15 protein-coding genes are annotated in these 21,322 nt (G+C 64.7%); 7 read left to right on the top strand and 8 right to left on the bottom strand.

The features are described 5' to 3' along the window. Positions 1-133: 133 nt before the first annotated feature. The 5 genes from E5X34_RS03245 to E5X34_RS03225 all read right to left on the bottom strand — a co-directional run bounded on the left by E5X34_RS03245 (position 134) and on the right by E5X34_RS03225 (position 6,945). Entirely contained in the window at positions 134-874 is a 741-nt protein-coding gene (locus E5X34_RS03245; protein WP_292560968.1) for an NUDIX domain-containing protein, read from the bottom strand. Between the two features lie 88 nt (positions 875-962). Further along, entirely contained in the window at positions 963-1,409 is a 447-nt protein-coding gene (locus E5X34_RS03240) for a DUF983 domain-containing protein (RefSeq protein ID WP_292560965.1), read from the bottom strand. Then, entirely contained in the window at positions 1,409-3,715 is a 2,307-nt protein-coding gene (gene rnr, locus E5X34_RS03235) for a ribonuclease R (protein WP_292560962.1), read from the bottom strand. Before rnr ends, E5X34_RS03240 begins: the two co-directional genes overlap by 1 nt. A 6-nt stretch (positions 3,716-3,721) precedes the next feature. Continuing rightward, positions 3,722-6,289 (bottom strand): type I DNA topoisomerase, encoded by a 2,568-nt coding sequence (topA, locus tag E5X34_RS03230; protein ID WP_292560959.1) that lies wholly within the window; start codon positions 6,287-6,289, stop codon positions 3,722-3,724. Between the two features lie 278 nt (positions 6,290-6,567). Next, complete coding sequence (locus E5X34_RS03225; protein WP_292560956.1) at positions 6,568-6,945, bottom strand: hypothetical protein; 378 nt, start codon at positions 6,943-6,945, stop codon at positions 6,568-6,570. A 165-nt stretch (positions 6,946-7,110) separates the two neighbouring features. On the opposite strand from E5X34_RS03225, the gene E5X34_RS03220 reads away from it, so the two are divergent. Continuing rightward, positions 7,111-7,857 (top strand): cytochrome c biogenesis CcdA family protein, encoded by a 747-nt coding sequence (locus E5X34_RS03220; RefSeq protein ID WP_292560953.1) that lies wholly within the window; start codon positions 7,111-7,113, stop codon positions 7,855-7,857. Positions 7,858-7,881: 24 nt separating this feature from the next. Here the strand turns inward: E5X34_RS03220 and E5X34_RS03215 are convergent, their stop codons facing one another. Continuing rightward, complete coding sequence (locus tag E5X34_RS03215; RefSeq protein WP_292560950.1) at positions 7,882-9,693, bottom strand: adenylate/guanylate cyclase domain-containing protein; 1,812 nt, start codon at positions 9,691-9,693, stop codon at positions 7,882-7,884. A 354-nt stretch (positions 9,694-10,047) separates the two neighbouring features. Between E5X34_RS03215 and glmU the strand changes: the two genes are divergently transcribed. Further along, the gene (gene glmU, locus E5X34_RS03210; protein WP_292560947.1) at positions 10,048-11,418 is read left to right on the top strand and encodes a bifunctional UDP-N-acetylglucosamine diphosphorylase/glucosamine-1-phosphate N-acetyltransferase GlmU; all 1,371 of its coding nucleotides are present in this window, start codon (positions 10,048-10,050) and stop codon (positions 11,416-11,418) included. A gap of 236 nt (positions 11,419-11,654) precedes the next feature. Next, positions 11,655-13,478 carry a glutamine--fructose-6-phosphate transaminase (isomerizing) gene (glmS, locus tag E5X34_RS03205; RefSeq protein WP_292560944.1) on the top strand — a complete coding sequence of 608 codons (1,824 nt, stop codon included), beginning with the start codon at positions 11,655-11,657 and terminating at the stop codon, positions 13,476-13,478. Between the two features lie 184 nt (positions 13,479-13,662). On the opposite strand, the gene E5X34_RS03200 is transcribed toward glmS, so the two are convergent. Next, positions 13,663-13,950, bottom strand: coding sequence for a GIY-YIG nuclease family protein (locus E5X34_RS03200; protein ID WP_127306819.1), 288 nt, complete (start codon positions 13,948-13,950; stop codon positions 13,663-13,665). Positions 13,951-14,215: 265 nt separating this feature from the next. Here E5X34_RS03200 and E5X34_RS03195 point away from each other — a divergent pair, with 265 nt between their 5' ends. Then, positions 14,216-14,515, top strand: coding sequence for a HigA family addiction module antitoxin (locus E5X34_RS03195; protein ID WP_292560941.1), 300 nt, complete (start codon positions 14,216-14,218; stop codon positions 14,513-14,515). A gap of 83 nt (positions 14,516-14,598) precedes the next feature. Continuing rightward, positions 14,599-15,351: a DUF502 domain-containing protein gene (locus E5X34_RS03190; protein WP_095815218.1), complete on the top strand. Its 753-nt coding sequence runs from the start codon at positions 14,599-14,601 to the stop codon at positions 15,349-15,351. Here the strand turns inward: E5X34_RS03190 and recG are convergent. Further along, the gene (gene recG, locus E5X34_RS03185; RefSeq protein ID WP_292560938.1) at positions 15,303-17,411 is read right to left on the bottom strand and encodes an ATP-dependent DNA helicase RecG; all 2,109 of its coding nucleotides are present in this window, start codon (positions 17,409-17,411) and stop codon (positions 15,303-15,305) included. The genes E5X34_RS03190 and recG overlap by 49 nt on opposite strands. Before the next feature lie 92 nt (positions 17,412-17,503). On the opposite strand from recG, the gene E5X34_RS03180 reads away from it, so the two are divergent. Both E5X34_RS03180 and mfd read left to right on the top strand, forming a co-directional pair. Next, positions 17,504-17,791, top strand: a complete 288-nt coding sequence (locus E5X34_RS03180) for a succinate dehydrogenase assembly factor 2 (RefSeq protein WP_127306816.1) — start codon at positions 17,504-17,506, stop codon at positions 17,789-17,791. Positions 17,792-17,804: 13 nt separating this feature from the next. Then, on the top strand, positions 17,805-21,302 hold the full coding sequence (mfd, locus tag E5X34_RS03175) for a transcription-repair coupling factor (protein ID WP_292560936.1): 3,498 nt from the start codon (positions 17,805-17,807) through the stop codon (positions 21,300-21,302). The last annotated feature ends 20 nt before the right edge of the window (positions 21,303-21,322 follow it).

The following is a 21,322-nucleotide window of genomic DNA, read 5'->3' as shown; positions in this document are numbered from 1 at the left end:
AGCGGCATGCCAAGGCCGATGGCGATGCCGACGACGCTGATCGAGGAGATCGCCGCGACCATCGGCAGCCAATGTACGCGTTCGTCGCCCTGTTGTTGGGTATCGACCGTCATAAGATCAAAATGCTCTGCTTCTAAAGGACTTCGCGGACGAAGCGGTTGCGGACGAGCCGGAAGAACGGCACCTCGCCCCCCGGCCGCAGCAAGGGATCGTCGGCAAGCCGCCTTTCCAGTTCTTCCAGGATCATGCCGGTAATGTCGGGTATATCGGCCTTGCGGGCATCGGCGAGCGGCAGCCAGACGAGTTCCTCCAGCTCGTTGGTCGGGCCGCCGCCGGGCAATTCGACGGCAACGTCGTGGCGCCAGGCGCTGAAGAAACGCGTGTCGAAACGGCGCACGCGATTGGGCGGGGTGATGGCGCGGGCGATGAAGCGGAGCACGTCCAGCGACGGGATGACGCCATGTTCGGCGAAACCCTGCCAGTCGCGCTTCGTGGTCGAGAAGGCGCCCTTGCAGCCGATCAGCAGGCCGGCTTCCTCATAGGTCTCGCGAATCGCCGACAGGGCGATTGCCCGCGCCCGCGCCGGACTGGCGCGGCCGGGGCCGGCGGCCAGCTTTTTCTCTTCTTCGCCGCGCAAAGGGGAGCCGACGGCAATGCGGCTGTCCGCGGGATCGGTGCGGCCGCCGGGGAAGACGAATTTTCCGGGCATGAAGGCATGCCTGGCGTGTCGCCTGCCCATCAGCACCAGGACATCCTTGCCATGGCGATCAAGCAGAATAAGGGTCGCGGCATCACGCGGACGCAACGCGCGGCCGCTGCGCACGGCCAGGCCCTTATCGAGCTTGTCGACATCCGCCTTGGTCATTCCTTCCATGCGCCCGACCTAGCGGAAACTTCCCTGATGTGAAAGTGGCTTGCGCGTCGCGGCCTTTGAACCAGGGCGGACAGCGGTGCCACCTGGCTTACGAATGGCTCTCGAATTCATCCTTCTCGTCGCCGAAGCCGTGCATATAAAGCGCCCATTGCAGGCCGATGACGGCGCCCTTGACCGGTTGCAAAAGTGCGAGCGCGAGAATGATGGTCAGCGGCACCCAGATCAGCGCGTGCTGTAAGTTTGACAGTGTGGTGGTCGCCTCCACTGCCATGAAGGAGCCAACCACGATGTGGCCGACAATGACGATGACCAGATAGGCAGGCAGGTCGTCCGCGCGATGGTGATGGATCTCCTCGCCACAGACGCTGCACGTGTTGACGGTCTTGGTGAAGGCGTAAAACAGCTTGCCTTCGCCGCAACGCGGGCAACGGCCGAGACGGCCGCGCTTGATCGCCGTCCACAGCGGACGGGCGACACGGCCAGAGTGATGCTCGCCACCGAAAACCTGTTCTTCCACATGCGAATCGCCTGGCATCATCTTCTCCTGCCGCGCGGACCGACGCGCGGTTGCGACGCGCGGGCGCGGCCCTTGGTCTTGTGGAACGACCGCCTCGAGCCGGGCAGGGGCTTCGGGTCGGTCAGCATCTCGAAACGCATCGCGCCGGCCATCGGCGCGACTTCGACCAGCCGGACTTCGACGCGGTCGGCAAGCTGATAGCCTTTGCCGGTGCGTTCGCCGAACAGCGATCGGGCGGTTTCGTCGTAGATATAGTAGTCGCCGCCCAGAGTTGACACCGGAATAAAGCCGTCGGCGCCATACTGCGGCAATTGGACAAACAGCCCCGCCTTGGTGACGCCGGAGATGCGCGCGTCGAACGTGTCGTTGACGCGCTCCGCGAGATAGGCGGCGATCAGCCGGTCGACCGTATCGCGCTCGGCGGCCATGGCGCGGCGTTCCGTGGCCGAGATCAGCGCGGCGACCTCTTCCAGCCGGTCCGCCTCCTGCTGCGTCAACCCGCCAGGCCCAAGTCCAAGCGCCGAGATCAGCCCCCGGTGGACGATCAGATCGGCATAGCGGCGGATCGGCGAGGTGAAATGCGCATAGCGACGGAGGTTGAGGCCGAAATGACCGATGTTCTTCGGCGAATACTCGGCCTGGCTCTGCGAGCGCAGCACCACTTCGTTGACCAACGCCTCGTTGTCGGCGCCGCGCACCCGTTCCAGAATGCCGTTGAACTGGCTTGGCCGCATCTGCGCGCCGCGCGCCAGGGACAGGCTGAGCGTTTGCAGGAACTCACGCAGCGATTCCTGCTTGGCGAGCGACGGCGCGTCGTGGATGCGGTAGACGAGGGGCTCTTTCTTGCCCTCGAGGGTCTCGGCGGCCGCGACATTGGCCTGGATCATGAACTCCTCGATGAGCTTATGCGCGTCGAGACGCTCCGGCACCACGACCCGGTCGACGGTGCCGTCCGGCTTCAGCAGGATCTTGCGTTCCGGCAGGTCGAGCTCCAGCGGCTGGCGGGCGTCGCGGCCGCGCTTCAGCACGGCATAGGCGTCCCAGAGCGGCTTCAGGACGCTGTCGAGGAGCGGCCGGGTCTTGTCGTCGGGCACGCCGTCTATAGCGGCCTGCGCCTGCGGGTAGGCGAGCTTGGCCGCCGACTTCATCATCACACGGTGGAAGGAATGGCGCAGCTTGCGGCCTTCCGAGGAGAAGGTGATGCGCACGGCGATCGCCGGCCGGTCCTCGCCTTCGCGCAGTGAGCACAGATCGTTCGAGATGCGTTCGGGCAGCATCGGCACGACCCGGTCCGGGAAATAGACCGAATTGCCGCGCTTCAGGGCTTCGCGGTCGAGCGGCTTTCCATAACGCACATAGGCCGCGACATCGGCGATCGCCACGGTGACGACGACGCCGCCCGGGTTCTTCTCGTCCGTGTCGGGCGTGGCGAAGACGGCGTCGTCATGGTCCTTGGCGTCGGCCGGATCGATGGTCACCAACGGCAGGTCGCGCCAATCCTCGCGGTGATCGAGCGTGGCCGGCTTCACCGCCTCGGCCTCGGCAATCACGTCCGCCGGAAAGACATGGGGAATGTCATGGGCGTGGATGGCGATCATCGAGACCGCCTTCTCGCTGCTCAAGGATCCCAGCACCGCCAGCACTTTTGCCCTGGGCAGCCCGTAACGGGATGCCCGCGCCGGCTCGACCTCGACGAGATCGCCGTTGCGGGCGCCATTCTGGAATTCCTTGTCGACGATCAGCTCCGGCTGGCGGCGTTCGACGGGCTCGATGCGGAACGTGCCGTCCTTCAGCACGCGGAAGACGCCGAGCACCGCGTCGCTGCGCTTCTCGAAGATCTTCATCACCCGGCCGGTATAGGCAGGGCCTGACGGATCGTCGGTCGGGAAGGTTTTCGCAAGCACGCGGTCGCCGATGCCGGGCGCCGGCCCGCCGGCACCGCGCGAAATGCGGATGGCAATGACGGGCGGTGAACCGGCGCCGGTATATTCGCTCGGATTGGCAAGGAGCACGCCGTCGTCGTCGCGGCCGAAAATGTCGAGCACGGCGACGTGAGGCACTGCGCCGGCGCGGGTCAGGCGCTTGCGCTCCTTGTTGAGCAGACCTTCATCCTGGAGATCGCGCAGCATGTCTTTCAGCCAGACGCGATCCTCGCCGCGCAGCGCAAACGCCTTGGCGATCTCGCGCTTGCCGGAGCGGTCGGGATTTTCGGCGATGTAGCGCAGGATCTCGTCGCGCGAGGGCCGATAGTCGTCCTTGACCTTGGCCCTCGTGTCGGCGTGGCGCGGATCGCCGTGGCTTCTTCCGGAGATCCTGCGCGCCACGTCCTGCTACCCCTTCTTCGTCGCCCTGCGGAAGGGCTTTTTGCCGCCTCCGCCCTTGGCTTCCTTTTCTGCGATTAAAGCGAGCGCTTCTTCCATCGTTACCGATTGCGGGTCCTTGCCCTTGGGCAGCGTCGCATTGACCTTGCCGTAATTGACATAGGGCCCGTAGCGACCGTCGCGTACCGTGATCTTGCCGCTGCCGTCGGGATGGTCGCCAAGCTCTTTCAGCGCCGCCGGCGTGGCGCCGTTGCGGCCGCCCTTGCCCTTCTGCTGCTTCTCGGCGATCACCGACACGGCGCGGTTCAGGCCGATCGAGAACACGTCCTCGATGCTCTCCAGATTGGCATAGGTGCCGTCATGCAGAACGAACGGGCCATAGCGTCCGAGACCGGCCGAGATCATCTTGCCGGTTTCGGGATGTTTTCCGACATCGCGCGGCAGCGCCAGCAGCGCCAGCGCCTTCTCATGGTCGATCGACTCGGGCGTCCAGCCCTTGGGCAGGCTCGAACGCTTGGCCTCCTTGCCATCGCCGCGCTGGATATAGGGGCCGAAACGGCCGCTCCTCAGCGTGATCTCCTCGGCCGTGTACGGATCCTTGCCGAGCAGCTTGACGCCGTCCTCGCCATTGCCGTTCTCGCCATTGGGGTTGGCGGCGTCGCCGAGCTGGCGGGTGTAGGAGCATTCCGGATAGTTCGAGCAGCCGACGAAGGCGCCGAACTTGCCGAGCTTCAGCGAGAGGTTCCCGGTGCCGCATTTCGGGCAGATGCGCGGGTTGGAGCCGTCCTCGCGCTCAGGGAAGACAAGCGGCGCGAGTTCTTCGTTGAGCGCATCGAGCACGTCGGTGACGCGCAATTCCTTGATGTCGTCGACGGCGCCGGAGAAATCCTTCCAGAAGTCGCGCAGAACGTCCTTCCAGGCGAGCTTGCCGTCGGAAATCTCGTCGAGCTTCTCTTCGAGCGAGGCGGTGAAGTCATATTCGACGTAACGCTCGAAGAAGCTTTCGAGGAAGGCCGAGAGCAGCCGGCCCTTGGCCTGCGGCACCAGCTTGCGCCGGTCGATGGTGACGTAATCGCGGTCCTCGAGCGTCTTCAGGATCGCGGTGTAGGTCGATGGCCGGCCGATGCCGAGCTCCTCCAGCTTCTTGATCAGCGACGCTTCGGAATAGCGCGGCGGCGGTTCGGTGGTGTGCTGGGTGGCGTTGATCGCCTGGCGGGCAAGCTGCTCGCCGGAACGGATCTCGGGCAGGCGGCGGCTCTCCTCGTCCTCCGCGTCCTCGTCCTTCTGGTCGGTATAGGCGGCGATGAAGCCGTCGAAGCGGACGACCGAGCCGATCGCGCGCAGCTCCGCCGTGCGGGCGCCGTTGACGGCCTCGATCTCGACCGTGGTGCGCTCGATCTCGGCCGGCTGCATCTGGCTGGCGATGGCGCGCTTCCAGATCAGCTCGTAGAGGCGAGCCTGGTCGGCATCCAGATATTGCCGGACGGAAGCCGGCGTGCGCCGGAAATCGGTCGGGCGGATCGCCTCGTGGGCTTCCTGGGCGTTCTTAGCCTTGGTGGTGTAGAAACGCGGCTTCTCCGGCAGGTATTTCGCGCCGAATTCGCTGACGATGGCGTTGCGGGCGGCCTCGATCGCCTCCGGCGCCATCTGCACGCCGTCAGTTCGCATATAGGTGATGAGGCCGGCGGTCTCGCCGCCGATATCCATGCCTTCATAGAGTTTTTGCGCCACCTGCATGGTGCGCGTCGCGGAGAAGCCAAGCCCGGATGAGGCGGCCTGCTGCAGCGTCGAGGTGGTGAAGGGCGGGCCCGGATTGCGCTTGGTGGGCTTGGCCTCGACCGACAATGCCTTGAAGGTCGCGCCTTCCAGCATCGCCTTGATGTCGTCGGCCTGCGCCTTGTTGGCGATGTCGAGCTTTTGCAGCTTCTTGCCCGCAAAGGCGGTCAGCCGCGCCTCGAAACTGTCGTTGCGCGGCGTTTTGAGGATGGCGGCGATCTGCCAGTATTCCTCGCGGATGAAGCGCTCGATCTCGGATTCGCGGTCGCAGACCAGGCGCAGCGCCACCGACTGCACGCGGCCGGCGGAACGGGCGCCCGGCAGCTTGCGCCACAGCACCGGCGACAGCGTGAAGCCGACGAGATAGTCGAGCGCCCTGCGGGCGAGGTAGGCGTCGACCAGCGGCGCGTCGATCTGGCGCGGATTGGCCATCGCATCGAGCACCGAGGCCTTGGTGATGGCGTTGAAGACGACGCGGCTGACCGGCTTGTCCTTCAGCGCGCGCTTCTGCTTCAGGACTTCCAGCACATGCCATGAAATCGCCTCACCCTCGCGATCCGGGTCGGTGGCGAGGATCAGGCCGTCAGCGTCCTTGACCGCCTTGGCGATGTCGGCGAGGCGCTTGCCGGACGCGGTGTCGACCGACCAGGACATGGCAAAGTCCTCGTCCGGGCGCACCGAGCCGTCCTTGGCCGGCAGATCGCGGACATGGCCGAACGAGGCCAGAACCTTATAGTTCTTGCCCAGATATTTGTTGATTGTCTTCGCCTTGGCCGGCGATTCGACGACGACGACGTCCATGAGGTCTCTTTAATCAGCTGTGAGGTGGCGGAAGAACTCCGCGACGCACGACGAAATCCCACTCTTTTCGTCGCTCACATGGCCGTGCTTTTGCAATCGGTCAAGGGGAAGCGGCCAATTTGGGAAGCGGCCGCCGACGATACACTCTTAGAGTGTATGGCAAAGATCACTTTTTTGGCGATGGAGGCGTGCGCGCCCCGAACCGGCGACGACCGGCGGAAAGATGACTGGCTGCCGGATCAACGAACCCGGCAGCCGGATCGCCCACCGAGGCGAGCTCAATCTGCCTTGACGACGTGCCAGGCTCCGGCGACGCCTTCGCCAGTCATGTCGCCGGCCTTCTTGTCCTTGATGAAGGTGTAGACCGGCTTGCCGTCATAGGCCCACATATGGGTGCCGTCGGTGCGCTTGACGACAGACCATTCGCCTTCGGTCGTCGCGCTCGCCTTGGCTTTCAGCGGCGGCCAGTTGGCGGCGCATTTATCATAGCAGTTGGACTTGCCCTTCTCGTCCTTGTCGAAAGTGTAGAGGGTCATGCCCTTGGCGTCGGTGTAGATCTTGGTGCCGCCCACTTCGGCTTCCTTCCAGGCCTCGGCGGCCTGGGACGCGGCGGTGCCGAGCAGAAGGGCGGCAAACCCGATTGCGATCATTTTCATGATAAATCTCCCTGAACAAGCGCGCGGCAGTCGCGCGCTCATTCGGTCAACGCGTTGTGGAGCCCGTTTCTTCCTTTGGCGAAGCGGCGACGTGCCACATAATGGTGATTGGCAGGCGCACGCTCGCATCGCTATATCGACGCCAGCACAACCGGGACTCATGGGATGGCACTGGACATCGGCTATGTCAGCGCGGTCGGGGCGGGGGCGATCTCGTTCCTGTCGCCTTGCGTGCTGCCGCTGGTGCCGCCCTATCTCTGTTACATGGCCGGCGTGTCGGTCGACGATTTCCGTGGCAATCACAGCGTGACGGCGCGGGAAGGCACGCGCGGCGCGCTGCTCTATGCCTCGCTCGCCTTCGTGCTCGGCTTCTCCACGGTGTTCGTCGCGCTCGGCGCCGGCGCCTCGACCATCGGCAGGCTGCTGCGGGTCTGGCAGGAACCGCTGGCGATGGCGGCAGGCGCGCTCATCATCATCATGGGACTGAATTTTCTGGGCATCCTGCGCATTCCGCTGCTGTCGCGCGAGGCGCGCTTCCAGTCGCAGGGCAAGCCCGCAAACATGGTCGCCGCCTATGTCATGGGCCTCGCCTTCGCCTTCGGCTGGACGCCCTGCATCGGCCCGGTGCTGGGGCCGATCCTGACTTTGGCCGGCGGGCGCGAAACGGTGGGCGAGGGCGCGCTGCTGCTCGCCGCCTATTCGCTCGGGCTCGGCATCCCGTTTCTGATCGCAGCGCTGTTTTCCGGCGCCTTTATGCGCTTCCTCGGCAAATTCCGCGTCCATCTCGGCCGCGTCGAGAAGGGCATCGGCGCGCTGCTGGTCGTTGCCGGCGTGTTTTTCCTCACGGGCGGCGTGCAGAGCGCGTCCTACTGGCTGCTTGAGAACTTTCCGGTGCTGGGACGGCTGGGGTAGCCGCTGCCATTTTGTGCGCGACGATCACTCCGGCACGCCGGCGACGCCCAAGGCCTCGACGTAACGCTCGCCGAACACCTTGTCCTGCCATGGGTTGATCTGTCTTTGCAGGGTGAGCGTGTAGGTCGGGAACGCCTCCATCAGCCGCTGCGCCGCCGCCCGCGCCTCATACAACCGATTGAGTTTGACCAGCGCCATGATCACCACCCGGTGCGAGGAGCCGTAGTTCGGCATCTCGTGCAGCGCGCGTTCACCCCATGCCAGCGCTTCCTCGTAGCGCTCGAGCATCAGGTAGCTCATGCCGATGCCCGAGAGCGCGATGCCCTTCTCGGGATCGACCGGGCTCAGCCGCATTGCCCTATGAAAATGCTCGATTGCGACGAGCGGGCGGCCGGAATGTGCGTTGACCCAGCCGCAGCTCGTATGGCCCTGCGCCGAATTGGGATTGAGCCGCAGGGATCGTTCGATAGTGGCCAGCGCCATCTCGTAGTCCTTCGCGCTGTAGGCAATCACCTGCGCGGCGAAGCGCAGGCTCGTGGGGTCGTCGCGCGCTTCCGCCAGTACCTCGCGCGCCATGCGCGTGGCGACTCTGGTATCGTCGGGCTCGTGCCAGCACTGGCTCACGGAGATGCTGCGGATATAGGCGCCGAGTGCCTTCGCCAAGTTGAAGCCAGGGTCAATGCTGAGCGCCTCGTTGGTGAGCCGACGCACGTCGGCAAAGCCTTCGCGGGTCATGCTGTAGAAGCGCGGCAGCGCGCGAAGGTAGAGGTCGTAGGCGCTCATGTAGTCGGTCGGCTTCATGCGCGCCTGCTTGATTTCCTCCAGCCGGATGCTCGGCTCGACAGCGCCGACGACGCTCTCGGTCACCTTGTCCTGCAGGTCGAAGATGTCGCACATATCGCCCTCGAAGCGGTCGGCCCAGACATGGTGCCCGCTGATCGCGTCCACCAACTGCCCACTGATGCGAACCCGCGAACCTGCTCGGCGGATGCTGCCTTCAAGCACGTAGCGGACGCCCAGCTCGCGCCCGACCTGGCGCAGGTCCACCGCCCGGCCCTTGTAGGTGAAGGACGAGTTTCGGGCGATCACGAAGAAGGAGTCCACCCGGCTCAATCCCGTGATGATGTCTTCCACCAGGCCGTCGGCGAAGTATTCCTGGTCGGGGTCGCCGCTCATGTTGGTGAAGGGCAGAACCGCGATCGAGGGTTTCTCGGGCAGGGGAGGCGGTGCAGCGCTTGCGTCGGCCTCGACGCGGTAAGCGCGCACGGGCCGCTCGATGTTCTTGAGACGCAGGTCGCCAAGCGGCGTGAAGCCGCAGTCGAGCTTGCCCTGAAGGTGGTCGTAGGCGGTACCCGAGACGACCACGGTGCCTGGATCGGCGACGCTTTCGAGGCGGGCGGCGATATTGACCCCGTCGCCGTAGATGTCACCGTCCTCCTCGCAGACCACGTCCCCGAGATTGACGCCGATGCGGAAGCGAATCCGCTCTTCTTCGGGCGTCTCGGACTCGTGCTCCGCCAAGGCCTGCTGGATCGCCATCGCCGAGGTCACCGCGTTAACGACGCTCGCGAACTCGCACAGCATACCGTCGCCGGTGAGCTTGACGATCCGACCGTGGTGCTCGGAGATCAGCGGTTCGAGGAGATCCTTGCGGTAGGTCTTGAGCCGCTCGAGCGTGCCACGCTCGTCGCGCTCCATCAGGCGCGAGTAGCCGACCACGTCGCAAGCCAGGATCGCTGCGAGGTGGCGCTGTGTGCTCGGCCATACGCCTGCACGCGGGCCGCCCCGCGTCCATGTCCTGCCAACTTCCAGACGCGCCACGCGCATGGTATCCATCTCTCCCAGTCTCCGCCGATATGGAACGGAAACGCAGCTTGACCTTGCCTTCACGAGAATTCGCTATCCCGCTTTCGAGGCGTTGAGCGTTCGAGTCGCCCCCGCCAACAGAGAGCCGACGACACGCTCGCGCAGCCTCCGCCGATGCTGACACAGCACTCCCAGCAGGCCGGGGATATTTCCTGACCTATGTAACCGGCTGACGCCACCGCGGCGGTGCTTTTGTATCTGGAACCGGACATCCGCGCCTGGAGGCTTCGCTCCGCCGTCTCACCGGAATTTAACCGCATTGGTGCAGCATCACTCGGCTGCTAACATGCATTGATTCAAGCCCTTTCATACGGTTGCCCATCCATGAGCCAGAGATCCTGCCTGTCCGTCATCCTCGCCGCCGGCGAGGGCACGCGCATGAAAAGCGCCATGCCGAAGGTGCTGCATGCCATTGCCGGCCTGCCGATGGTCGCGCATGTCGTGAAGGCCGCCGAGGCGGCTGGGACTACCGGTCTGGCGCTGGTGATCGGCCACGGCGCCGACGAGATGCGCAAGGCGGCGGAGAAATTCGCGCCGAAGGCGGAGACTTTCGTGCAGGAGAAGCGGCTCGGCACAGCGCATGCCGTTCTTGCCGCCCGCGAAGCGATATCAAAGGGTTATGACGACATCCTCGTCATGTTCGGCGATACGCCTCTGATCGATGCGCAAGCGCTGACTGCGGCGCGGCGGAAGCTCGCCGAGGGCGCCGCGGTGGCTGTCATCGGCTTTCGGCCGCCAAGCCCGGCCGGCTATGGCCGGCTGATCGAGAAAGATGGCCACTTGGTCGCCATCCGCGAGGAAAAGGACTGCTCGGAGGAGGAGAAGAAAATCGGCTTCTGCAATGCCGGTATGATGGCGGTGGCGGGCAAGCATGCGTTGCGGCTGCTGGACAAAGTCGGCAACGACAACGCCAAGGGCGAGTTCTACCTGACCGACATCGTCCAAATCGCCGGCGCGGAGGGGCTCGACGTGGTGGCCACGGAGGCGAGTTTCGAGAGCGCGCTCGGCATCAACAACCGGGCCGAGCTTGCCGAGGCGGAAGCGATCTGGCAGGCGCGCCGGCGGCGCGAGGCAATGCTGTCCGGCGTTACGCTGATCGCGCCCGAAACCGTTTATTTCTCGCACGACACCGAGATCGGCGCCGACACGATCGTCGAGCCGAATGTGTGGTTTGGCCTGGGCGTCAAGATTTCCACCGGCGCCACGATCCATGCTTTTAGCCATATGACGGGCGCTGCCATCGCGGAGAATTGCGAGGTCGGGCCGTTCGCGCGGCTGCGGCCTGGTGCCGACCTCAGGAAAAAGGCCAAGGTGGGCAATTTCTGCGAAGTCAAGCAGTCGACAGTGGAAGAAGGCGCCAAGGTCAACCACCTGACCTATATCGGCGACGCGCGCGTCGGGGCCGGGGCCAATATCGGCGCCGGCACCATCACCTGCAACTATGACGGCTACTCGAAATTCTTCACCGATATCGGCGAGGGCGCCTTTGTCGGCTCGAATTCCTCGCTGGTGGCGCCGGTCTCGATCGGCAAGGGCGGCTATATCGCCTCGGGCAGCGTGATCACCGAGAGCGTGCCGGACGACGCGCTGGCCTTCGGCCGCGCCCGTCAGAAGACGATCCCCGGCAAGGGCAAGGAATTGCGCGAGCGCTTCGCCTCGGCCGCAGCGGCAAGGAAGAAGGCGGCGGCGGAATGATCTTCCGCGCTTCCTTCGGGAAAGCAACCGCAACTCGATCAGATATGAGCGAGTGGAAACCAGGGCCTTGAAAACACGAGCGGTTCAGGTAACCGGATTGCAAGCGCGGCATGTCATAGTGCATGGAGCAAAAGACCGTTCCGGTTAACACGGAACGAAACGCAAAGTGACTTTCGCGGCAAGCTGGCAACCCCTAGATAGCGCCGGGTTGTCCGCTGGGATCGGGGGTGAGCGCCATGTGCGGTATCGTTGGAATCGTCGGCCATTCGCAGGTCGCGCCGCTCATCGTCGATGCGCTGAAGCGGCTTGAATATCGCGGCTACGACTCGGCCGGTGTCGCCACCATCGAGAAGGGTGAGCTCGGACGCCGCCGCGCCGAAGGCAAGCTCATCAACCTCGAACGCCGCCTGAAGGACGAGCCGCTCGACGGGACGATCGGCATCGGCCACACGCGCTGGGCGACGCATGGCGTGCCCAATGAGACCAACGCGCATCCGCATTTTTCCAACGGTGTGGCCATCGTCCACAACGGCATCATCGAGAATTTCGCCGAATTGCGCGACGAGCTCACCCGCGACGGCTACAAATTCGCTTCGCAGACCGATACCGAGGTCGTGGCGCATCTGGTGGCGCGCGAGCTCGCGAGGAGGCTGAAGCCGGTGGAGGCCGCGCATGCGGCGCTGAAGCGGCTGTCCGGCGCGTTCGCGCTGGCGATCATGTTCAAAGGCGACGAGGACTTGATCGTCGGTGCCCGCAACGGTCCGCCTCTGGCCGTCGGCCATGGCGATGGCGAGATGTTTTTGGGCTCGGACGCGATCGCGCTGGCGCCTTTCACCAACTCGATCACCTATCTCGAGGACGGCGACTGGGCAGTGGTGCGCCGCGAAGGCGTGACCATCTACGACATCGACGGCAACAAGGTCGACCGCAAGCGCCAGCAGTCGCTGTCGACCAGCTTCATGGTCGACAAGGGCAACCGCCGGCATTTCATGGAAAAGGAAATCCATGAGCAGCCGGAGGTGATCTCGCACACGCTGGCGCATTACGTCGATTTCGTTTCCGGCAAGTCGAAGCCGCTCGACCTGCCGTTCGACTTCGCCAGGATCGGCCGGCTGGCGCTGTCGGCCTGCGGTACCGCCTATCTCGCCGGGCTGATCTCGAAATACTGGTTCGAGCGCTACGCGCGTCTCCCTGTCGATATCGATGTCGCCTCGGAGTTCCGCTACCGTGAAATGCCGCTTTCGGCCAATGACGCGGCCTTCTTCATCTCGCAGTCGGGCGAGACCGCCGACACGCTTGCCTCGCTGCGCTATTGCCGCCAGGCCGGCATGAAGATCGGCGCGGTCGTCAATGTGCGCGAATCGACCATGGCGCGCGAATCCGACGTCGTGCTGCCGACCCTTGCCGGCCCGGAGATCGGCGTTGCCTCAACCAAGGCGTTCACCTGCCAGCTTTCGGTGCTGGCTGCGCTTGCGGTGCGCGCGGGCGTGGCGCGCGGCACGATCTCGCCAGATCAGGAAAAGCAGCTGGTGCGCGAGCTTTCGGAAGCGCCCCGTTTCGCCACTCAGGTGCTGAAGCTCGACGAGCAGATCGAGCGCATCTCGCGCGAGCTGTCGCGCTACAAGGATGTGCTCTATCTCGGCCGTGACACCAATTTCCCGCTGGCCATGGAAGGGGCGCTGAAGCTCAAGGAGATCTCCTATATCCACGCCGAGGGCTATGCCGGCGGCGAGCTGAAGCACGGGCCGATCGCGCTGATCGACGAGAACATGCCGGTGATCGTGATCGCCCCGCATGACCGCATCTTCGAAAAGACGGTCTCGAACATGCAGGAAGTGGCGGCGCGCGGCGGCAAGATCATCCTGATCACCGACGCCAGGGGAGCGGCGCAGGCCGGCATCAAGACGATGGAGACGATCATCCTGCCAGAGGTGCCGGAGATCATCGCGCCGATCATCTACGCGCTGCCGATTCAGATGCTCGCCTATTTCACCGCGGTGTTCATGGGCACCGACGTCGACCAGCCGCGCAATCTGGCGAAATCGGTGACGGTGGAGTAGCTGTCGCCACTACCGGCAGGTCGTGGATTGCGTTATGGGTTCGTCGGTTGGTGACAGCACTTCGAAGTGCGATCGCCAGCGGCCGTCTTTCGTCATCCACGGGCGGAGCAGGAGCGAAGCTCTGCGCAGACCCGAGGATCCATTCCGTGACGTTTGAGCGGATCAAGCCGTCCAGAATTTGGCGCTACCACCCGATGCCACGGAAGAGCTCGAACCACTCCGGATTGGTCTTCTCGATCAGTTCGATTTTCCATTGGCGCGGCCAGCGTTTCAGCGATTTTTCGCGCTGGATCGCGTCGCGGATGTCGAAATATTCCTCGTACCAGACCAGACGCTGCACGCCGTAACGCCCGGTAAAGCGCGAGCCTCCGCCGGACCTGTGCTCCGGCATCCTACGGCTGAGGTCGTTTGTGACACCGGTGTAGATGGTCCCGCGCTTCTTGCTCGCAGTCATGTAGACATAGCCTGTCATGCACGAAGAATAACGGTTGGATGATCAGATGCCTATTCTGATGGCTTGCACCCTCCGGCTAACGTCACGGAATGGATCCTCGGGTCTGCGCGCGTCGCTTCGCTCCTTGCTTCGCCCGTGGATGACGAAGGAAAAGAAGGTTTCGGCTAATCGTGAACGGAAGCAGCTTCCGTTTGGAACACGGACAGCTCTGGTTTCTTTGTATCATTGCATGATACATGTCTGGAGAAGGGCACTCGCCCTAACCCTTTGAGGATACTGAGCTATGCTCAAGTTTGCACGCCCTGTTCATCCCGGAGAATTCCTGCGCGAGGAATATCTGGTGCCGCTCGGCATGAGCGCCGGCGCGCTGGCGAAGAAGCTGAACCTCCCGCGCACGCGGATCGAGCGCATCGTCAAGGAAGAGGTTGGTCTTACCCCGGATACTGCGCTTCGTCTCGCCAGGTTCTTCAACACCACGCCTGAGTTCTGGATGAATTTCCAGAAGGCTTACGAGTTGGAGACCGAAGCGAGGAAAATAGCGTCGGAACTCGAGAAGATCGTGCCTTTGGATGCAGCTGCATAAGCGCGCTCTTTAAAAACTTCGCAGTTCCAAACCGCCTCGCGGTTCATTAATCTCGCGCTGCAACATGCGCCGCGGTGAGCCCTATGTCCGACGCCCTGAAGACTTCTGGCATGACCCGGCTGAGGAATTATTTCCTGACCGGCTTCGTTGTCTGCGCGCCGCTGGCGATCACCGCCTATATCGCCTGGTCGCTGATCGGCTGGGTCGATTCCTGGGTGAAGCCCTACATCCCGGCCCGCTACAATCCCGACACCTATCTGCCGTTCCCGGTTCCGGGCTTCGGGCTGATCGTGGCGCTGGTGCTGATCACGCTGATTGGTTTCCTGACCGCCAACATCGTCGGCCGCGCCATCGTCAATTTCGGCGAGCGGCTGCTGGGTCGCATGCCGCTGGTGCGCGGCATCTATGGCTCGCTGAAGCAGATTTTCGAGACGGTGCTGTCGAACAAGGGCGACATGTTCCGCCAAGTCGGGCTGGTCGAATATCCGCGCAAGGGAGTCTGGTCGCTGGTCTTCGTCGCCAGCGAGAAGGAAACCGAGATCAACCAGAAGCTCGACCAGGAAGGCGATCCGCTGATTGCGGTGTTCATGCCGTGCACGCCGAACCCGACCACCGGATTCCTGATGTATGTGCACAAATCCGAGATCGTGCTGCTCGACATGTCGATCGAGGACGGCGCCAAGCTCATCGTCTCGGCAGGCATGGTGGCGCCTGAAGTCAAGGCCAAGCTGGTGACGCTGAATGGCGAACCCGTCGAAGGTGGTCTCGCCAACCCGCCGCTTGGCGCTCAGCCGGCGCGCAGCAGCCGTACCGCCTCGTCGCGGCCAAACAGGTAAAGCAACAAGCGCAGCGCCTCGCCGCGTTGGGACTGCAGTTCCGGGTCGCGCGACAGGATCAGCCGCGCGTCGTCGCGTGCCGCTTCCAGGAGGTCGGCATGGAATTCGATCCGCGCGACCTGGAAGCCGGGCGTGCCGGACTGGCGGGTGCCGAGCAATTCGCCTTCGCCGCGCAGTTTCAGGTCTTCCTCGGCAATGCGGAAGCCGTCCTCGGTCTCGCGCATCACCGAAAGCCGGCGCTTCGCGGTCTCTCCGAGCGGCTCTTTGTAAAGCAGCACGCAGGAGGAGGGCTTGTCGCCGCGCCCGACGCGGCCGCGCAACTGGTGCAACTGCGCAAGGCCGAAGCGCTCGGCATGCTCGATCACCATGATGGTCGCATCAGGCACGTCGACGCCGACCTCGATGACGGTGGTGGCGATCAGGATGCGTGTCTCACCGTCCTTGAAGGCGCGCATCGCCTCGTCTTTCTCCGCGCCCTTCATGCGGCCATGCACAAGGCCTATCCGGTCGCCGAAGAGCGGTTTCAGCGAGGCAAAGCGGTCCTCCGCCGAGATCAGCTTGATCTCTTCGGATTCCTCCACCAGCGGGCAGATCCAGTAGATTTTTTGCCCCTCCGCAACCGCATCACGCATGCGGCCGACCAATTCGTCCAGCCGCTCCATCGGCAGGGTCACGGTGCGGATCGGCTGGCGCCCGGCGGGTTTCTCGGTGAGCTTCGAGACATCCATGTCGCCGAAGGCGGTCAGCACAAGCGTGCGCGGGATGGGTGTTGCCGTCATCACCAGCATGTCGGGCGCATCGCCCTTGGCGGTGATGGCCAGGCGCTGGTGGACGCCGAACCGATGCTGCTCGTCGATGACTGCCAGCGCCAGGTCGTGGAATGTCACCGTTTCCTGGAACAGCGCATGCGTGCCGACGACGATGTCGATCGTGCCGTTGGCAAGGCCTGCAAGCGTCTCGGTGCGCTCGCGGCCCTTCTCGCGCCCCGTGAGGATGGCGAGGCGCAAGCCGACTTTCTCGGCCAGTGGCGAGATGGTCGCCAGGTGCTGGCGCGCCAGGATTTCGGTCGGCGCCATCAGCGCCGCCTGGCCGCCGGCCTCGACGGCGCGCGCCATGGCGAGCAGCGCCACCACCGTCTTGCCGGAGCCGACATCGCCTTGCAGCAGGCGCAGCATGCGTTCGGGATCGGCAAGGTCGGCGTTGATCTCGCCGAGCGCGAATTCCTGGCTGGGGGTCAGTCTGTAGGGCAGGGCGGCGCGCAGCTTCTCGACGATGCGGTCGTCGCCGATGAGCGGCCGGCCCGAGAGGCGGCGGATTCTGGCCCGCACCAGCGCCAGCGACACCTGGCCGGCCAGCAGCTCGTCATAGGCAAGCCGACGCCAGGCCGAACCCTCGACGGCAACGTCGATCGGGTCCTTCGGGTGATGGACGCGGGCGAGCGCGTCGCCGAAGGACGGGAAGGTATGGCGGCGCATGAAGGCGTCATCCTGCCACTCCGGCAGTTGCGGCAGGCGGCCCAGCGCCTGGCCGATGGCGCGGCGCAGCACCTTGGCAGACAGGCCGGCGGTCAGCGGGTAGACCGGTTCGACCAGCGGCAGGCCCTCGGCCTCGTCGATTGGCGCGATATGGTCCGGATGGACCATGGTCGGGCGGCCGTTGAACCACTCCATACGGCCGGAGATCACCACACGCTCTCCTTCGGGGAGCATCTTCTGCAGATAGGCGGCATGGGCATGGAAGAAGGTCAGCGCGACCTCGCCGGTGTCGTCATGGGCGTAGACGCGGTACGGCACCGACCTGTTCCCGCGCGGGGGCGGCTGGTGGCGATCCACCCTCACTTCCAGCGTGACGATCTGGCCCTCGGCCGACAGCGCGATGCCGGGCCGGTTGCGGCGGTCGATCACGCTGTTGGGCAGCAAGAACAGAAGATCGGCGGCGCGCGCGGCGCGATCGCCGAGATCGGCCGGCACGACACGCTCGATCAGCAAGCCGACCTTCGGGCCGACGCCGGCGAGCGAAGTGATCGGGACGAACAACGGATCGAGGATGGTGGGACGCATCGTGTCAGCTTATGTCGCGACGGCGGCAGCGCAAGGCTGACACCGGTCTCTATCCACGCTATATGCGCCGCTTCGAACAGGGATAGCGTGCCATGACCGGAACACAGCGATCAAGCGAGGGGTTGGATGCCCGGCGCCGCAAGCTCCTGTTCCGCTCCTGGCATCGCGGCATGCGCGAGATGGACCTGATCCTCGGCTCCTTCGCCGACGCCGAGATCGGCGCCTTGACCGGCGATGAAATCGACCAATATGAGAGGCTTCTCGAAATTTCCGACACCGATTTCCTGCCGATGGTCACCGGCGAGCACCCGGTTCCGCCCGATATCGATTGCGCGGTGCTGCGGAAAATCATGGCGTCGCGCCGGACCATGACATTTTGAAAAACGCCTATCCATGAGCCTCATTCCTTCCATCGGCCTGCCCAAGGGCCGCGCCGGCCAGTTCATCGTCGATGGCGTCGCCGACGGCTACGAAGCCTTCGCCCTGGTCCAGACGGCGCAGGAGATCGCGCCCGACAAGCCGGTGCTGTTCGTCGCGCGCGACGGCCAGCGGCTGCCGGCGATCATCGAAGCCCTCGCCTTTGCCGCGCCGGGCCTGCCGGTGCTGGAACTGCCGGCCTGGGACTGCCTGCCTTACGATCGCGTTTCGCCCGGCGCCGATGCCGCGGCGCGGCGGCTCGACGCGCTTTCCGCCATGATCGCGCTGGCGAAGAAGCCGCATCGCGCCGTGATCCTGACCACCGCGAACGCGCTGCTGCAGCGTATCCCGCCGGCCGAATTGATCGAGGCGCAGACCTTCCACGCCAGGCCCGGCAACCAGATCGACATGAACGCGCTGATCGCGCGGCTGGAGATTTCCGGCTTCGAGCGCGTGCCGACGGTGCGCGGGCTCGGCGAATTCGCTGTGCGCGGCGGCATTCTCGACCTCTTCGCGCCCGGCTGGAGCGAGGCGCTCAGGCTCGACTTCTTCGGCGACACGCTGGAATCGATCCGCGTGTTCGACGTCGCCACCCAGCGCACCACCGGGCAGCGCAAGTCGATGTCGCTGCAAGCGATGAGCGAGGTGGCGCTGACGCCGGAGACGATCAGCCGCTTCCGCCGCTCCTATATCGAGGCTTTCGGCGCGCCGTCGCGCGACGACGCGCTCTATGCGGCGGTCAGCGAAGGCCGGCGCTTCGCCGGCATGGAACACTGGCTGCCCTTCTTCTACGAGCGGCTGGAGACCGTGTTCGACTATCTGCCCGATGCGCCCGTGGTTTTCGACCATCTGGCGCATGAGGCGCTGGCCGAGCGGCACACGCTGATCCTCGACCATTACGAGGCGCGCCGGAAACAGGCCGACACCGCGCTCAAGGATGCCGTGCCCTACAAGCCGGTGGCGCCGGACCTGCTTTACCTGTCGCCTGACAATCTCAAGGCTTCGCTCGGTCCGCGCGAAGATATCGACTTTACGGTGTTCGATGCCCCGGATGTCGGAGGCAAAAAGGTCTTCCATGCCGGCTCGCGGCACGGCCGCAGCTTCGCCGAGGAGCGCGCCGACCCGAACATCAACGTGTTCGACGTGGTGGTGAAGCACATTGCCGATGAGCGCGCCGCGCGTCGCCGGGTCATCGTCGCCGGCTGGACGGAGGGCTCGCTCGACCGGCTCGGCCAGATCCTGGCCGAACATCATCTCGGTAATCTGAAGACCGTGGCGACGCTTGCCGAGGTCGAAAAGCTCGAGCCGGGGCAGGCGGGTCTTGCCGTGTTGCCGCTCGAAGCCGGTTTCGAGACCGACGGTCTGGTCGTCGTCGCCGAGCAGGACATCCTCGGCGACAGGCTGATCCGTCGTTCGAAGCGCAAGAAGAAGGCTTCCGATTTTATCGCCGAGGCCTCGTCGCTGTCCGCCGGCGACATCGTCGTCCATGCCGATCATGGTATCGGCCGCTTCATCGGCCTGCGCACCATCGAGGCTGTCGGCGCGCCGCATGACTGTCTCGAAATCCACTATGCCGGCGACGACCGCCTGTTCCTGCCGGTCGAAAACATTGAGCTTCTGTCGCGCTACGGCTCGGATTCGGCCGAGGCGACGCTCGACAAGTTGGGCGGCGGCGCCTGGCAGGCGCGCAAGGCGCGGCTGAAGCGGCGCCTGCTCGACATGGCCGGGCAATTGATCCGCATCGCCGCCGAGCGGCAGATGCGCGCCGCACCCGCCATGATCCCGGCGGAAGGGCTCTATGGCGAGTTCGCCGCGCGCTTCCCTTATGAGGAGACCGACGACCAGCAGACCGCGATCGATGCCGTCAGGGACGATCTCGGCGCCGGCAAGCCGATGGACCGGCTGGTCTGCGGCGACGTCGGCTTCGGCAAGACGGAGGTGGCGTTGCGCGCCGCCTTCATCGCGGCGATGGAAGGGTTCCAGGTGGCGGTCGTGGTGCCGACGACGCTTTTGTCGCGCCAGCATTTCAAGACCTTCTCGCAGCGCTTCTCAGGCCTGCCGATCCGCATCGCCCAGGCCTCGCGCCTGGTCGGCTCCAAGGAGCTGGCCGAAACCAAGAAAGGCATTGCCGAGGGCACGATCGACATCGTCGTCGGCACGCATGCGCTGCTCGGCAGCTCGATCTCGTTCAAGAATCTCGGACTTCTGATCATCGACGAGGAGCAGCATTTCGGCGTCAAGCATAAGGAGCGGCTGAAGGAGCTCAAGAACGACGTGCATGTGCTCACGCTGTCGGCGACGCCGATCCCGCGCACGCTGCAGCTGGCGCTGACCGGCGTGCGCGAGCTGTCGCTGATCGCCACGCCGCCGGTCGACCGCATGGCGGTGCGCACCTTCATCTCGCCCTTCGATCCGCTGGTCATCCGCGAGACGCTGCTGCGCGAGCGCTATCGCGGCGGTCATTCCTTCTATGTCGTGCCGCGCATCAGCGACCTGGCCGAAATCCATGATTTCCTGAAGGAATCCGTGCCGGAGCTGAAGGTGGCGGTGGCGCATGGCCAGATGCCGCCGGGCGAGCTCGACGACATCATGAACGCCTTCTATGACGGGCAGTACGATGTGCTCCTGTCGACCACCATTGTCGAATCCGGCCTCGACATCCCGACCGCCAACACGCTGATCATCCATCGCGCCGACATGTTCGGCCTGGCACAGCTCTACCAGTTGCGCGGCCGCGTCGGCCGCTCGAAGGTGCGCGCCTACGCGCTGTTCACGCTGCCGGCCAACCGCAAGCTGACCGATACGGCCGAGCGCCGCCTGAAGGTGCTGCAGTCGCTCGACACGCTCGGCGCCGGCTTCCAGCTCGCCAGCCACGACCTCGATATCCGCGGCGCCGGCAATCTTCTCGGCGAAGAGCAGTCGGGGCATATCAAGGAGGTCGGTTTCGAGCTTTACCAGCAGATGCTGGAGGAGGCGGTGGCCGAGGTGAAGGACACCGGTGAAGTTCAGGACGGTGGCTGGTCGCCGCAGATCGCGGTCGGCACGGCCGTGATGATCCCGGAAAGCTATGTGCCCGATCTGCAGCTCCGCATGGCGCTTTACCGGCGCCTCGGCGACCTCGAAACCACCGAGGAGATCGACGGTTTTGGGGCCGAACTGATCGACCGGTTCGGGCCGCTGCCGGAAGAGGTGACGCATCTGTTGAAGATCGTCTTCATCAAGGCGCTCTGCCGCAAGGCCAATGTCGAGAAGCTCGACGCAGGGCCGAAGGGCGTCGTCATCCATTTCCGCAAGCGCGAATTCCCCAATCCGGTGGGGCTGGTCAAGTTCATCGGCGAGCAGGGCTCGCTGGCCAAGATCAGGGCCGACCACAGCGTCGTCTTTATTCGCGACTGGCCGAACGCGGAGAAGCGTCTGGCGGGCTCCGCCGTGGTGATGACGCAGCTGGCGCGGCTCGTCGACAAGGCTGCGTAGCAGCACCCCGACCATTCGCC

Source organism: Mesorhizobium sp., from assembly GCF_004963255.1.
GTDB lineage: Bacteria > Pseudomonadota > Alphaproteobacteria > Rhizobiales > Rhizobiaceae > Mesorhizobium.
This window is presented reverse-complemented; position numbering and strand designations above follow the sequence as displayed.

Bases quoted from the DNA above. Each gene is read 5' to 3' on its own strand.
- E5X34_RS03190 (WP_095815218.1), top strand. From the start codon at position 14,599: ATGTCCGACGCCCTGAAGACTTCTGGCATGACCCGGCTGAGGAATTAT.
- glmU (WP_292560947.1), top strand. From the start codon at position 10,048: ATGAGCCAGAGATCCTGCCTGTCCGTCATCCTCGCCGCCGGCGAGGGC.
- glmS (WP_292560944.1), top strand. From the start codon at position 11,655: ATGTGCGGTATCGTTGGAATCGTCGGCCATTCGCAGGTCGCGCCGCTC.
- topA (WP_292560959.1), bottom strand. From the start codon at position 6,289: ATGGACGTCGTCGTCGTCGAATCGCCGGCCAAGGCGAAGACAATCAAC.
- mfd (WP_292560936.1), top strand. From the start codon at position 17,805: ATGAGCCTCATTCCTTCCATCGGCCTGCCCAAGGGCCGCGCCGGCCAG.
- E5X34_RS03195 (WP_292560941.1), top strand. From the start codon at position 14,216: ATGCTCAAGTTTGCACGCCCTGTTCATCCCGGAGAATTCCTGCGCGAG.
- E5X34_RS03220 (WP_292560953.1), top strand. From the start codon at position 7,111: ATGGCACTGGACATCGGCTATGTCAGCGCGGTCGGGGCGGGGGCGATC.
- E5X34_RS03215 (WP_292560950.1), bottom strand. From the start codon at position 9,693: ATGGATACCATGCGCGTGGCGCGTCTGGAAGTTGGCAGGACATGGACG.
- E5X34_RS03180 (WP_127306816.1), top strand. From the start codon at position 17,504: ATGACCGGAACACAGCGATCAAGCGAGGGGTTGGATGCCCGGCGCCGC.
- E5X34_RS03245 (WP_292560968.1), bottom strand. From the start codon at position 874: ATGGAAGGAATGACCAAGGCGGATGTCGACAAGCTCGATAAGGGCCTG.
- E5X34_RS03240 (WP_292560965.1), bottom strand. From the start codon at position 1,409: ATGCCAGGCGATTCGCATGTGGAAGAACAGGTTTTCGGTGGCGAGCAT.
- E5X34_RS03200 (WP_127306819.1), bottom strand. From the start codon at position 13,950: ATGACAGGCTATGTCTACATGACTGCGAGCAAGAAGCGCGGGACCATC.
- recG (WP_292560938.1), bottom strand. From the start codon at position 17,411: ATGCGTCCCACCATCCTCGATCCGTTGTTCGTCCCGATCACTTCGCTC.
- E5X34_RS03225 (WP_292560956.1), bottom strand. From the start codon at position 6,945: ATGAAAATGATCGCAATCGGGTTTGCCGCCCTTCTGCTCGGCACCGCC.